This is a genomic window from Acidimicrobiales bacterium (genome assembly GCA_041394185.1).
GTDB lineage: Bacteria > Actinomycetota > Acidimicrobiia > Acidimicrobiales > Poriferisodalaceae > JAAETH01.
Map to the genome: position 1 here is coordinate 773,657 of JAWKIQ010000003.1, position 13,507 is coordinate 787,163.

The window sequence follows — 13,507 nt, forward strand, 5'->3', positions numbered from 1 at the left end:
CTAGTTGCCGTCTCCGAGTATGGAATCTGGAATCGGAACCACCCGAGATCTCAGCCACTCGCCCAGGGCCTTTGCCTGGCCATCCTGGCGCGTCGACGCCGCGACGCCTTCCTCCAGCAAGCCGTGCAGGACGAAGTTGAGCGAGCGCAGTTTCGGGAATCGGTGCCTCTCGATGTCGAGGGCGGCGGCCTCGGGCAGCAACTGCTTCAGCCGCTCGACGGTGAGGAAGTCGTCCAGCCAGGCCCACGCATCGTCAGAGCGGGTGAATACTCCCAGGTTTGCGTCTCCTCCCTTGTCGCCCGATCGTGTGCCGACAACCGTGCCGATCGGGGCGTCGGTGGTCGGGCCGGATGGGCTGGGGACTGGGGTGGCGACCTCGACCTGAATGGCCTCGCCGGTGGGTGCGACCGAGTCGATCATCCTGGTCTCGCCGCCCAGTATGTGCGAGTACTGGGGCACCAGATCTGAGGCCACGAGGGCCGGTCGGTAGACCCCGAACGGGGTACCTGCGGTGGGCCCGCCGCCGATGCCGTGGAAGCCGGGGATCGAGGCAAGGGCACAGTGGATCAGGGCGTCGTTGAAGGCGCGGCCGACCTTGCGCTCGTCTGGGTCTTTCACGGTCACCCGCCAGATGGCGGTGGCTTCCTCCTGGGTCGCCGGATCGGGCTTGCCGGTGTGAACCACGCGGCTCGAGATCGATTCGAAGTCTTCTGGTCCGAACGGGCACGCATCCCAGAAAGCCGCCTGCGCGAACTGGGCCTTGGCATCGACGTCGAGGCCGGTGAGGGCCAGCGTGAACGAGTTGCGATAGCCGCCCAGCTCGTTCATGGCGACCTTGAGGGTCGATGGTGGCGCCTGACCCTTGACCCCCGAGATGCGCACTCGGTCTCGTCCGACCTGCTCGAGTTCGATGGTGTCGAAGCGTGTGGTGACGTCCGGCCCGAGATACTCGGGGCCGCCGATTTCGTACAACAGCTGTGAGGTCACGGTGCCCACCGAGACCATCCCGCCGGTTGCGTCGTGTTTACCGATGATGCTGGAGCCGTCGGAGGCGACCTCGGCCCACGGGAACCCGAACCGTGCGCCGCCGGGCTGGTCCAGGCCCGGAATCTCCTGGAAGAACGAATAGTTGCCGCCGGTTGCCTGGGCCGAACACTCGATGACGTGACCCGCCACAACGGCACCCGCCAGTTCGTCGAAGTCGTCGCGAGCCCATCCGTGATGCCAGGCGGCGGGACCGCATACGACGGCCGCGTCGGTGACGCGCCCGGTGATCACGATGTCTGCGCCGCGGGTCAGCGCGTCGACTATTCCCCAACAACCCAGGTAAGCGTTGGCGCTGAGGTATTTGGTCGGGTCGCCCAGAGTCGAGTCGGCGAAGGGTTGCAGCGCTCCCGACTGCGCCAGCTCGACGGCGCCCGACAACAGGTTGTCACCGTCGACATAGGCGATGGTTGGTGACAGGCCCAGCTTCTGGGCCACCTCGGCTACGGCCTCGGCACACCCGTCGGGGTCGAGCCCCCCGGCGTTGGAGACGACCTTGATTCCCTTGTCGAGGCACGTTCCCATCACCTCTTCCATCTGGGTGACGAAGGTTCGTGCGTAACCGGCTCCGGGGCGCTTGGCCCTGATGCGGCTGAGGATCAGCATCGTCAGCTCGGCCAACCAGTCGCCGGTCAAGACGTCGAGGGGGCCGCCCTCGACCATCTCGCGCGCCGCGCTGGGTCGGTCTCCGAAGAACCCAGAGCAGTTGCCGATGCGAATGGGCGAGGTCGACGCTGGCGCGGCTTGGTCTGTCATCGGCCCAGCTTCTCAACATCGAGGGTCCGACACCAAAGCCCCACACGGTTTCGGCCTACGATCGGCACGCCGACGATCAGGAGCACGCCATGGACATCTCGACAGTGCTGCAGGACCTCCTCGACGAACAGAACGCTCTCGACGAGATCATCGCTGCGCTCGACGACGCCGATTGGGAACTACCGACCCCCAGCCCAGGCTGGACGGTCGGAGATCAGATAGGCCATCTGACCTACTTCGACGCCACTGCGGCCCAGGCCATCACCGATCCCGACGGATTCAAGGAAGGCGTCGCCCGCCTGTTCGGCCAAGGCCTCGACGTCGACGAGGTCACCCTCGGTGCCTATCGGCGAATGTCGGCGGCCGATCGCCTCGATGCTTGGCGCACCAATCGCCGACTGCTGGCCGAAGCGGCAGCGACCCTCTCCAACGACGATCGCGTTCCCTGGTACGGCCCTTCGATGGGATCCAAGTCGTTTCTCACCGCTCGGCTCATGGAGTGCTGGGCCCACGGCCAAGATGTCGTCGACACCGTCGGGGTCGACCGGCCCGGTTCCGACCGGCTCCGCCACGTCGCTCAGATCGGCTTCATCACCCGCGGGTGGTCCTATGCCAACCGTGGCGAGACCGCACCCGAGGCGCCCGTGCGCGTCGAGTTGACCTCGCCGACGGGCGAAGTCTGGACGTTCGGCCCACCGGAGGCAACCGAGACCGTCACCGGCGACGCCGTCGACTTTTGCCTGGTGGTCACCCAGCGCCGGCACGTCGACGACACCGGGCTGGAAGCAACGCCTGTGGCCCGCGAGTGGCTCGAGCGGGCTCAGGCGTTCGCCGGGCCTCCCACAGACGGGCCCAAAGCCTCCTAGGGGCGCCGTGCCGCACAACTGATGGCAGAAACAGTGGGATCTGTGTCATTGCGGCCAACGCCCGGCTGGGGCACGATCGTGGTGTGGTTCGCAGGGTCGTATTCGTGCTCTACAACGGAATCCAGGCCCTCGACCTAGTTGGCCCGCACGAGGTGTTCTTCGGCGCCAATCGTCTGCTGGACTCAACAGACTCGACCGAACCCCGGTACGAACTCATTTCGGCCTCGGTCGGCGGCGACGGGCCGATATGCACCGAGAGCGGATCCAGGCTGATGGCAGATCAGGCGCTGCCCGCCCCGGCCGGACCCTTCGACACCATCGTGGTGCCCGGCGGGTCTGGGTCACGCGCCACCACCTCTGCCGAGATGGGGCGCCTGACCTCGTGGCTGGAAGCCGCTGCGCCGAACGCTCATCGCGTCGCAACGGTGTGCACAGGGGCATTCGTCGCGGCAGCCGCAGGCATCTGCGACGGCCGAAGAGTCACCACCCACTGGGCCTATGCAGGGCAACTCGCCGGCACCTACCCGAGCATCGAGGTTGCTCCCGACTCGATCTACGTGGTCGACGAGTTCTTGTGGTCTTCGGCCGGGGTGACCGCCGGAATCGACCTGGCCCTGGCACTTGTTCAAAGCGACCTCGGCACCGACGTCGCCCAGACGATCGCCCGTCACCTCGTGGTGTACCTGCGACGCCCCGGAGGCCAAACCCAGTTCGGCGCGCCCGTGTGGTCTGATCAACCAACCAGCCCACCCATCGAGACCGCGCGCGACCTGATCCACAGCGATCCCGGCACCGACCTGTCGGTAAACCGGCTGGCCTCCGCTTGCGCCATGTCGCCGCGCAACTTCGCCAGGAGGTTCCGCGCCGAGGTGGGAGAGCCCCCGGCGCGATACATCGAGCGTGTACGGGTCGAGGCCGCTCGCCACCTGTTGGAACAAGGCGATGCCGGCCTCGAGTCGATCGCTGCGCGGTGCGGGTTCGGCACCGTCGAAACGATGCGTCGGGCGTTCCATCGCCGGCTGGGCACGTCGCCAGACGCCTACCGACGACAGGTCGGCGGGCGCTGACCCACTTCGGACAGATCACACACCCTCATCCAAATCATCTAGCCACCATCAAGGAGACCACCATGCAAATCGCCATCGCTTTGTTCGACCGGGTGACAGCTCTCGACGCCATCGGGCCATACGAGGTGCTTCAGCGCCTACCCGGAGCCAGCGTTGTGTTCGTCGGAGACCAGCCGGGCATGCTGCGCACCGACAACGGGTTCCTCGGTCTCAATGTCGACGCCGCCTATGACGACGTCAGCTCACCCGATGTGGTGCTGGTGCCAGGAGGGGTCGGGACGCGTGACCTGCTGAGCGACGACGCGGGGGTGGTCCAGTGGCTCAAGCGTGTCCACCCCGGCACCACCTTCACCACGTCGGTGTGCACCGGTTCGCTGGTGCTGGCTCAGGCGGGCTTGCTGAGCGGGCTGACCGCCACGACTCACTGGGGTGCGTACGGATTGCTCGAATCGCTGGGCGCCCACCCCACCGGCCAACGCGTGGTCGAACACCTTGACCAGCGAATCATCACCGCCGCCGGTGTTTCGTCTGGCATCGACATGGCGCTGCGGCTCAGCGAACTGCTGGTCGACGACCTGGCTGCCAAGGCCATGCAGCTGATGATCGAGTACGACCCCCAGCCGCCCTTCGATGCCGGCTCGGTCGACAAGGCGGGCGAGGCCGTAATGCAGCGGCTTCAGACATACATGGCAGACAAGCGCTGAACACATCAAAGGAGCCGCACATGGCTTCGATTGGTACCGGGGGCGGGCAGCGACTTAGCTTCGGTGCATGAAGTTCGGGATCTTCTACGAGCACCAGCTGCCCAAACCCTGGTCCGAGGACGACGAGTTCAACCTGCTGCAGGAAGCACTCGAGCAGGTGGTGCTGGCCGACCGGCTGGGTTTCGACTACGCCTGGGAGGTCGAGCACCACTTCCTCGACGAGTACTCGCACTCGTCTGCGCCAGAGGTGTTCCTGGCCGCTGCCGCAGCGCGCACGAACAACATCAGGCTCGGTCACGGAATTCGCCAGGTGATCCCCAACTACAACCATCCGGCACGCACCGCCGAGGGCCTGGCAACGCTCGACCTGATCTCCAACGGTCGTGTCGACTTTGGTATCGGCGAAGGCGCCACGCGCCTCGAGCTTCACGGCTTCAACATTCCAGCGCGCGAGAAGCGGGCCATGTCTCTCGAGGCAGCCGAGCAGATCGCCAACATGATGGTCCTGGACCCCTATCCAGGATTCGAATCGCAGTACTTCTCGATGCCGTGTCGCAACGTGTTGCCCAAGCCCAGGCAAAAGCCTCATCCGCCCATGTGGATTGCCTGCACGAACCGCGACACCATCAAGGTCGCGGCCCGCAACGGGCTGGGTGCTCTGGCTTTCAGCTTCGTCGACCCCGACGAGGCCCGCACGTGGGTCGAGATCTACTACGACATCATCAAGAGCGACGAGTGCGTACCCCTGGGGCACACCGTCAACCCCAACATCGCCATGGTCGCCGGCTTTTCGCTGCATGAAGATCGCGTCGAGGCCATTCGCCGCGGTCAGGAGGCGTTCGAGTTCTTCGGGTACGCACTGAACGCGCTCGTTGCCCACGACCAGGTTCCGGGCCGCACCGACCTGTGGGGTGAGTTCCAGGCCATCCGCGGCGAAGATCGCACCAACGAGCGCATCGCTGCCGCCGAAGCGGCCGGCGACTCATACGCCAGCTGCATCGGCACACCCGCCGACGCCCGGCGCTATTTGCTGGACATGCAGGATGTCGGCGTCGACCAGATCATCTTCCTGCAGCAGGTCGGCCGCAATCCACACTCGAACATCTGCGAGTCGCTCGAACTGTTCGGCAGCCAGATATTGCCCGAGTTCAAAGCCGCAGAGCCGGCGCGCCAGGCGGCAAAGGACGCCGAACTGGCTCCCTACGTCGAGGCCGCGCTGGCTCGCAAGCAGTGGATGAAGCCCCTGGCCGACGACGAGATCCCGGTGGTCAAGGCCTCCGTCAAGAAGGCGCAGACGAGCGGGGCGGTCTAGCCGTCCCAGTGAAGTCATCGCCGAAACTCACGTAGAGCAGTTCGCCCCGGGCATGGCATTGCCCGTCGCCCATATGGTTGGGCCATGGGCCACGGTGCGCTGCAGGCACTGGGCGGGATCGGCCTGTTCCTGCTCGGCATGCACGTGATGACCGACGGCCTCAAGCAGTTGGCAGGCGGCTCGCTGAAGGCCGCACTGCGCCGCTGGACCCGCAGCCCGACAAGCGGCGCCGCCGTCGGGGCGGTTTCGACCGCGGTGATCCAATCGTCGAGCGCCACCACCGTCACCGCCATCGGCTTCGTCGGAGCGGGGCTGATCACCTTCGCCGAGGCACTGGGCATCATCTTCGGTGCCAACATCGGCACGACCATCACCGGCTGGCTGGTCGCCCTGTTCGGGTTCAAAGTTCCGCTCGGCACCGTCGCCCTCGCATTGGCCTTCGCCGGTGCGATGATCACGACGTTCACCCGTGGATGGCTGGCAGGGGCCGGGACCGCCATCGCCGGTTTCGCATTGGTGTTCATAGGCATCGATTTCCTGCAGGCGGGCCTGGGAAGCCTGCAAGACACGATCTCGCCCGACTCGTTTCCGGCCAACACGATGTGGGGGCGGGTCCAGCTGGTCGGCATCGGCATCGTCGTCACCCTGGTGACTCAGTCGTCCAGCGCGGGCGTGGCGATGGCCATCACGGCAGTGAACGCGGGCACCATCAGCTTCCCCCAGGCCGCAGCAGTGGTCATCGGAATGGATGTAGGCACGACATCCACCGCCGCGTTCGCCACCATCGGCGGCTCTACCCAGGTCAGGCGCACCGGCCTGGCACACGTGATCTACAACCTGCTGACAGCGGTGTTCGCATACTTCCTTCTGATCCCCTATGTGGGGATGGTCGAACGGCTGGGAAGTGACACCACAGACGACCCCGAGCTCTTGCTGGTGGGGTTCCACACCCTCTTCAACGGGCTGGGCGTATTGGCCGTGCTGCCCTTTGCCCGCCAATTCGCCGCACTGGTCGAGCGGATTGTTCCGGTACCAGACGACGACCTCGCCCACAGGTTGGAACCGCGCCTGTTGAACGATCCAGAGCTAGCGCTGTCGGTGGCCGAACAGACCTTGAAGGAGATCGCTGCTGCGGGTGCAGCCCTGTTCCTCGATCAGGTCGACCATCCCAGACAAAGCCACTCCGGTGAATACAGCGCTCTCCTCGATGCCCTGGCATCTACGCGCACCTACCTCGCCAGGGTCGACTCGAGATCACAGGGCGACAACGCCATCGCCCACCACACCGCGCTGATGCACGCGGCCGACCACATCGAGCGGCTGATCGACCGCCTCGACAGGGCCAACATGATCGCCGTGGTAGCCACCGACGAAACCCTCACCGACGCCACACGGGTTGTGCGCGGACAGGTGGGCAGGTTCGCCACATGGCTCGGCGGCGGTGCCGAACTGGCCCCAGATGACGTGGAGGTGGTTGCCAGAGGGTTGGATGCACACCGACGGCTCTATCGCAACCGCCAGATATCTGAGGCCATAACCAACCAGACGTCGGCCGAGCAGGTGGACGAACGCCTGGACGCCATGCGCTGGCTGGTCCGGGTGGCCGCTCACGTGTGGCGTGTCAACATCTACCTGTCGCCCCCGTGGACCGCGCCCGTTGCGCATTCGCCGCTGGCCCAGAGGCTGGAGACCGGCGACTAGCAAACCGGCCTAGACCGCCTTGTACAGGCCGGGCTCGACCTCGGTCGCCTCGCCTCTCTCGAGCATCCGCGCCACATGCAACTCGGCTGTTCGAAGCTCGACCTTGGTGGCGAACGACAATTCGACGGTGGGCCTGTAAACGAACCGGCGCCGAGCCATCTCGGCCAGCGTGCGAGGCTCGGCGAGGAACTCGAGCATCTCGGAGTGCCGTTTGTCGATCACTGCGTGGAAGCCGTCGATCATCTCGATGTAGGCGGCGCGTCCCTCGATGACACCCTTGTGGTGAAAGGTGACGTACCAGTCAGCCTCGACCTCGCGGGCCTTCTGGAGGCTGTCGTCGAACTGTTCGAGGCTGGACCAGGCATCGCCGTAATAGGGCCCGAACCCGGTCAGGTCGATGTCGCTCAGGAAGAAAACGCCGCCATCGATGTAGAAACCGCTGTGACCGCGGGTGTGGCCGGGCAGATGCATCGCCTCGACGGCGATCTCGCCCAGGTCGAACCTGTGCCCGTCACCGAACCCGGTTGCGTCGGGTCGGGGTGCGTAGTGATACTCCTCGACGAACTTGATGGCGTTCTCCTGACGCAGCTCGTCTTCCTCGTAACCGAAGACATCGAGCAGCCCGTCGAGGCTCTGCACACCGACGAGGTCGTCGTGATGGGCCATCACCCTGGCGCTGGCGAAGGTCCCGTTTCCGGCCACGTGGTCTTCGTGGGCGTGGGAGTTGACCACGACATCGACGCTGACCGGAGCACCCCCTCGATCCACAACACACACCGATGGATCGATCAGCATGGTCTCGGCCCGACCGCGGACCACTATCGAGTTGCCGCTGGGGTATTTCCCATTCTCGGCTCCGACCAGCACGCTGACCCGGTCGGTCAGCTTCAACTCGTCGTCGCCCCAGGATGCGATGGGCGTACTCATGCGTCGACCATGGCCCGCTGGACCAGCCAGGTGAAACACGGGTCGTTGGGTCGGGTGTTCATCATCTCGGGGTGCCACTGGACGGCAAAGACCGAATCGCCGCTCTCGACGACCTCGACCACGCCGTCGTCGCTGCGGCCAGACACCACCAGCCCGTTGCCGACGTCGCCAACCGTTTGGTGGTGAAGGCTGTTCACCTCGATGCCCTGGCCGTACAGGTCGAAGCCCCTGGTGCCTTCGACCAGTTCGACGCGGTGCACCGGTACCTCGGGAAGCTGCTCGTAGCGGCTGTGTTGCGGCACGTGCTGTTCCAACGTGCCGCCGTGGGCCACGTTGATCAGCTGGAGGCCACGACATATACCCAGAACCGGGATACCCCGCCGAACGGCGGCCTCGTACAGGGCCAACTCGAGCGAATCGCGTTCGCCCTCGACCACGCTGACCTCGGGGTGACGCTCGGCGCCGTAGCGGTCGGGGGCGATGTCTGCACCACCCGTCAACAACAGACCGTCGAGGCGGTCGACGATGGCGTCGGCATCGACGTCGACGGGCAGGTGGACAGGAAGCCCGCCGGCCTCGATGACCCCGCGGGCGTAGTCGGTGACATAGAGGTCGAGCGAAAGCCCCTCGAGGGGCCCCTCGAACCCCTGGACCTGGCGGCCGTATTTCCTTCTGCCTGGTAGCCCGATGAGCGGAGACCCCAACAGTCGACCTTCCTGTCTTGTCCGGCCGCCGCGACCGGATGCACTCCAGCGAGGCTAGCGATTGAGGCACGACTACTGTTTGCCCGAATGGCCATACCTTCGGACCACGTCGACCACGAGATTGCCTGGCGCGAGGCGGGCAACGGCGACCCGATCGTTTTCCTGCACGGGCTCGGCGGCACGCGTATGGCGTGGGAGGCCCAACTGACCGACCTGGGCGACCACTACCGATGCCTGGCCTGGGACATGCCCGGTTACGGAGGCTCGAGGCCGGTGGTGCCGTTGACGTTCGAGGCCATAGCCGATGCGGTGGCACGCCTCCTCGACCTGGTCGAGATCGACAAGGCCCATCTGTGCGGCCTGTCGTTCGGCGGGCAGCATGCCCAGCATGTGGCGTTGCGCCACCCGGACAGGGTCAACGGTCTGATCCTGGTCGACACCAGCCCGGCGTTTGGCCTCGACGGCACCGACCCGGACGAATGGCGGGCGTCGCGCCTGGACGCAATCGACGCCGGGCTCACCCCGGCCCAAATCGCTGCTGACGTGATCTCTTCGATAGCCGCGCCCGGGTTCTCGGGGCCCGAGTACGACAGGGCCGTCGCCGCCTTCGCCAGCATCGACCCGGCCGGTTTCAGGGCCGCGTGCGACTGTCTGGTCACCCACGACGTGCGCGACCGTCTCAGACACATCGAGGTTCCCGCGCTGGTGGTGTTCGGCGAACTCGACTTCGAGACCCCCGCCGCATACAGCCGTCTGATCGCCGACCTGATCGGCGAGTCCGAGTTGTTCGAAATCGCCGGAGCCGGCCACCTGGTGCCGTCGGAAGCCCCCGAGATACTGAACGCCCTGATCCGTCGGTTCATGGCCACGACTACTGTTCTCGGCTGAGGGCCCAGCCCGACGCATCCGCCTCACGACCACGAGGAGCAAGATGACCGGATACGACCGAATCAGGGTCATGTGGCCCGACCACCTCGGCCTGCCCCGCGGCAAATATCTTCCGGCCCGGCTGGCCGACCGGGGCACCGCTCACTGCGTGACCACCTTCGCCCTCGGCTACGACCGCAGCATGATCCCCGCCCCGGGGTCTTACCTGCTGGAGGGGCTGCGAGATGTGCTGTCGACCTTCGACCCGTTGGCCGTGCGCCCTGGGTGGGAAGACGACCGGACAGGGGTGGCGGTCGGCCACCTGACCTTCGAGGGCGAGCCCTACACCTACTCAGCGCGTTACGCGCTGCAGCAGGCCATCAGCGCCTGGGAAGACCTGGGATACCGCCCCAAGGTCGGTATCGAGCTTGAGGCCTACGTTCTCCAACCCGACGGCGAGGGCGGCTGGGAACGCTGGCAGACCCCGCGCTCGATGGTCTACGGAACCGGAAAGGCCGCAGACCCCGACGGCCTGATAGACGACATCATGCGCACCGCTTGGGCCAGCGGGTTCAAACTCGAGTCGATCAACGCCGAGTTCGACGAGTCGCAGTTCGAGCTGACCCTCGAGTACGACGACGCTCTCAAGGCCGCAGACGACGCGTTCTTGTTCAGGGTGCTGGCCCGCGAGGTCGCGCTGGACCACGGCCTCGACCTGACGTTCCTGGGCAAGCCGTTCGTGGGGCTCGCCGGCAGCGGCGTACACGTCAATTTCTCGCTCCAGGACACCCACGAGAACAACGCGTTCTACGACGCCGACACGGCCGATGGCCTGTCGTCGCTGGCCAAACAGTGCATCGCCGGGCTGGTCCGCCACCACCGCGCCCTCGGTGCGCTGTGCGCGCCGACCGTCAACGCCTATCGCAGGCTGCAACCCGGCGCCCTCAACGGATACTGGGCCAACTGGGGCTACGAACACCGCTGTGCGGCCAACCGCATCCCAGACGGTCGCGGATCATCGACGCGTATCGAGAACCGAATCGCCGACGGTGCGGTGAACGTGCATCTCGGAATCGCAGCGGTGCTGCAGGCGGCCCGGCTGGGCGTGGTCAACGAGCTCGAATGCCCCGAACCCCTCACCACCGACGGGTTCGAAGAGGTCAACACCGACGTGTGCGTGGCATCCAGCCTCAACGCCGCGCTCGACGACCTCGAGGCCGACCCGACATTCGTCGAAGCCGTTGGCGCCGACGTCTGCGCAAACTATGTGGCCAACAAGCGCCACGAGTGGGAGCGCTACATCGAGGTGGTCGGCACCGACGAACTGGGCGAGAACGTCACGTCCTGGGAACTCGACCAGTACCTGATGTTCCACTGACCTGCTCTTTCGAGCCTCAGGTGGCGTTGGGGCGGGGAACGAAATCGCTGGAGGCAACCTCGTCGACGAACCAGTCGACCAGCGCATGACATTGTTCGATGTTGCGCTGCTCGTGCTGCAGCATGTCGGCGATCATCGCATCGTGGTCGAGCCCGTTCTCGGCCATGTACTCGTCGCTGGCCATCGCCAGGAACCCGGTCATGTGGTCGTGGTCGACCTCGGGGTGGAACTGGGTGCCGAGGGTCCGGCCCAACCTGATGAGCTGAACCGAGTTCGCGTTCTGGGCGAGCACTTCGACGCCGGCAGGTGGAATGAACCGATCGTGATGCCACTCGAACCAGGGGCCGGGCCCGATCGGGTTCGAGCCTTCGACCGCCTCGATCTCGAACCAGCCGATGGCGGCGCTAGGCATCTCCTCGACCCTTCCACCGAAGGCATCGGCGATGATCTGGCCCCCGAAGCAAACACCCAGCACCGGCGTGCCGCTGTCGTGGCTTTGCCTCACCAGCTCGAGCTCGCGATGGATCCATGAGCCGATCTCGTCTTTGCGGGTGAGCGACCGAACCGAACCCATCACCACCAGCATGTCGTAGCCCGCTATGTCGGGGAACGGCTCTGCTGCGTCGGGCTGGTCATAGTCGAGGGTCACAAAGTGGGTGTCGACTTCGTAGCCACGCTGGCGGAGACGCACCTCGACCTGCGACGCGGGCCCATCTGGTTCGTGGGCGAACACCAGCGCCCTGGGGTTAGACGACATTCGCCAGACCCTAGACGGTCCGCAACACAACGCGTCAGGTGTCGAGACCCCATCGGCGACGGAGGGCCGGCGACAGATGTCGGCCATACGACATCAGATCGTTTGCCAGCAAACGACCTCTTCTCTAGTCTGCGCAGGTACATCAAGGAGGGACCCTCACCATGAACCGCAAGCTCTTGTTTGCGCTGTTGGCGGTACTGGCGATTTTCGCCGCCGCTTGCGGCGACAGCGACACCGATTCGTCCGACACCACCGAAGCATCTTCTGACACCACCGAGGCCTCGGGCGGCTCGGGTGGCGAGTCGATGGCAGGCCTCGACATCGACGCCATCCTGGCGGCCGACCTCGACAACTGCGCCGAGGCTCCCACCGGTGAGCCGATCAAGGCCGGCATGGCCATGGACTTCTCCGACGTCGTCGGCTTCGTCGACATCCCGGGCTCGAAGCTGGTCCCCTTCGTAGCCGAGAAGATCAACTGCGCAGGTGGCATCGACGGCCGTCCGGTCGAGGTCGAGGTGCGCGAGGTCGGTGACGACGCCGCCCTTGCGACCCAAGAGCTGCTCGACTGGGGCGCCCAGTTCCTGATCGGCCCGCCGTTCGCCGACTTCGCCCTGCCGATCCTGCAGACCACCGGCGGCGAGGTTCCGCTGTTCGTGGCCGCATCGACCGAGCCGACCCTGGCCGATGCCAGCATCAACTCGTACCTGGTCACCTTCGACGACTACGGCCAGGCCGAAGCTGCCGCCCAGTGGGCCTACGACCAGGGCATCACCAGGGCGATCCTGTTCACCGAAGGCGCAGGCATCCCCTACACCGGTGTCAACCCAGACGCATTCGCAGCCAAGTTCACCGAACTCGGCGGCGAGGTCGTCAGCACCCAGACCTACATCTGGGGCGCCGACACCGACTTCTCCAGCCAGGTGAACGAGATCGCTGGCATCTCCGAGAACAATGAGGTCGTCTACTCGGCCGCCCTCGCATTCCAGGTGACGGCACTTCGTGGCCAGCTCGAGGGCCAGGGCCTCGACGGCCTCACCTACATCGGCACCGACGCCATGGACGCCACCGGCATCCAGTTCGAGGCCAACAACGAGGGCATCGCCCACACCCCGCACACCTCGATCACCCCAGGCGATCGCATCGACACCCTGCTGGCCGACTACGAGGCGGCCAACGGCGAAGCGCTCGAGAGCCGTGGGTTCATGGCTCTGTACGTCGACTCGTTGTTCCTGGGCATCCAGGGCATGCTCGACTGTGGCTGCGACGACCCGGTTGGCATCGGTGAGGCCGTCAAGCAGATCTCGGGCTTCCAGGGTCTGTCCGGCGAGATCACCTACGCAGGCACCAACGGCATCCCGCCCAAGGCCGTGCCGATCAACCGCATCGTCGACGGTGTCGACACCCTCGTCGCCACGATCGGCTGA

12 protein-coding genes are annotated in these 13,507 nt (G+C 65.7%); 8 read left to right on the forward strand and 4 right to left on the reverse strand.

What is annotated here, in order from left to right; genetic code table 11:
* Positions 1 to 1,800 carry an acyclic terpene utilization AtuA family protein gene (locus R2770_17135; protein MEZ5282187.1) on the reverse strand — a complete coding sequence of 600 codons (1,800 nt, stop codon included), beginning with the start codon at positions 1,798 to 1,800 and terminating at the stop codon, positions 1 to 3.
* A gap of 89 nt (positions 1,801 to 1,889) precedes the next feature.
* On the opposite strand from R2770_17135, the gene R2770_17140 reads away from it, so the two are divergent.
* From R2770_17140 to R2770_17160, 5 genes are all read left to right on the forward strand, one after another.
* Positions 1,890 to 2,666 (forward strand): TIGR03084 family metal-binding protein, encoded by a 777-nt coding sequence (locus R2770_17140; protein ID MEZ5282188.1) that lies wholly within the window; start codon positions 1,890 to 1,892, stop codon positions 2,664 to 2,666.
* 83 nt (positions 2,667 to 2,749) lie between these two features.
* A complete protein-coding gene (locus tag R2770_17145; protein ID MEZ5282189.1) occupies positions 2,750 to 3,733 on the forward strand; it encodes a DJ-1/PfpI family protein in 984 nt (327 codons plus the stop codon).
* Positions 3,734 to 3,795: 62 nt separating this feature from the next.
* A complete protein-coding gene (locus R2770_17150) occupies positions 3,796 to 4,437 on the forward strand; it encodes a DJ-1/PfpI family protein (GenBank protein MEZ5282190.1) in 642 nt (213 codons plus the stop codon).
* Positions 4,438 to 4,504: 67 nt separating this feature from the next.
* Complete coding sequence (locus R2770_17155) at positions 4,505 to 5,749, forward strand: LLM class flavin-dependent oxidoreductase (GenBank protein MEZ5282191.1); 1,245 nt, start codon at positions 4,505 to 4,507, stop codon at positions 5,747 to 5,749.
* Positions 5,750 to 5,833: 84 nt separating this feature from the next.
* On the forward strand, positions 5,834 to 7,450 hold the full coding sequence (locus R2770_17160; GenBank protein ID MEZ5282192.1) for a Na/Pi symporter: 1,617 nt from the start codon (positions 5,834 to 5,836) through the stop codon (positions 7,448 to 7,450).
* Between the two features lie 9 nt (positions 7,451 to 7,459).
* Here the strand turns inward: R2770_17160 and R2770_17165 are convergent, their stop codons facing one another.
* Positions 7,460 to 8,377, reverse strand: coding sequence for an MBL fold metallo-hydrolase (locus R2770_17165; GenBank protein ID MEZ5282193.1), 918 nt, complete (start codon positions 8,375 to 8,377; stop codon positions 7,460 to 7,462).
* Entirely contained in the window at positions 8,374 to 9,081 is a 708-nt protein-coding gene (locus R2770_17170; GenBank protein ID MEZ5282194.1) for a gamma-glutamyl-gamma-aminobutyrate hydrolase family protein, read from the reverse strand. Before R2770_17170 ends, R2770_17165 begins: the two co-directional genes overlap by 4 nt.
* 87 nt (positions 9,082 to 9,168) lie before the next feature.
* On the opposite strand from R2770_17170, the gene R2770_17175 reads away from it, so the two are divergent.
* Complete coding sequence (locus R2770_17175) at positions 9,169 to 9,969, forward strand: alpha/beta hydrolase (protein MEZ5282195.1); 801 nt, start codon at positions 9,169 to 9,171, stop codon at positions 9,967 to 9,969.
* Between the two features lie 43 nt (positions 9,970 to 10,012).
* Positions 10,013 to 11,326, forward strand: coding sequence for a glutamine synthetase family protein (locus R2770_17180; protein MEZ5282196.1), 1,314 nt, complete (start codon positions 10,013 to 10,015; stop codon positions 11,324 to 11,326).
* Positions 11,327 to 11,342: 16 nt separating this feature from the next.
* Here R2770_17180 and R2770_17185 read toward each other — a convergent pair whose 3' ends face one another.
* Positions 11,343 to 12,083, reverse strand: coding sequence for a type 1 glutamine amidotransferase (locus tag R2770_17185; protein ID MEZ5282197.1), 741 nt, complete (start codon positions 12,081 to 12,083; stop codon positions 11,343 to 11,345).
* 161 nt (positions 12,084 to 12,244) lie between these two features.
* On the opposite strand from R2770_17185, the gene R2770_17190 reads away from it, so the two are divergent.
* A complete protein-coding gene (locus R2770_17190) occupies positions 12,245 to 13,507 on the forward strand; it encodes an ABC transporter substrate-binding protein (GenBank protein ID MEZ5282198.1) in 1,263 nt (420 codons plus the stop codon).

Excerpts from the sequence above, each read along its gene's own strand:
- R2770_17135 (MEZ5282187.1), bottom strand. The coding sequence starts at position 1,800 with ATGACAGACCAAGCCGCGCCAGCGTCGACCTCGCCCATTCGCATCGGC.
- R2770_17140 (MEZ5282188.1), top strand. The coding sequence starts at position 1,890 with ATGGACATCTCGACAGTGCTGCAGGACCTCCTCGACGAACAGAACGCT.
- R2770_17150 (MEZ5282190.1), top strand. The coding sequence starts at position 3,796 with ATGCAAATCGCCATCGCTTTGTTCGACCGGGTGACAGCTCTCGACGCC.
- R2770_17155 (MEZ5282191.1), top strand. The coding sequence starts at position 4,505 with ATGAAGTTCGGGATCTTCTACGAGCACCAGCTGCCCAAACCCTGGTCC.
- R2770_17160 (MEZ5282192.1), top strand. The coding sequence starts at position 5,834 with ATGGGCCACGGTGCGCTGCAGGCACTGGGCGGGATCGGCCTGTTCCTG.
- R2770_17165 (MEZ5282193.1), bottom strand. The coding sequence starts at position 8,377 with ATGAGTACGCCCATCGCATCCTGGGGCGACGACGAGTTGAAGCTGACC.
- R2770_17175 (MEZ5282195.1), top strand. The coding sequence starts at position 9,169 with ATGGCCATACCTTCGGACCACGTCGACCACGAGATTGCCTGGCGCGAG.
- R2770_17180 (MEZ5282196.1), top strand. The coding sequence starts at position 10,013 with ATGACCGGATACGACCGAATCAGGGTCATGTGGCCCGACCACCTCGGC.
- R2770_17185 (MEZ5282197.1), bottom strand. The coding sequence starts at position 12,083 with ATGTCGTCTAACCCCAGGGCGCTGGTGTTCGCCCACGAACCAGATGGG.
- R2770_17190 (MEZ5282198.1), top strand. The coding sequence starts at position 12,245 with ATGAACCGCAAGCTCTTGTTTGCGCTGTTGGCGGTACTGGCGATTTTC.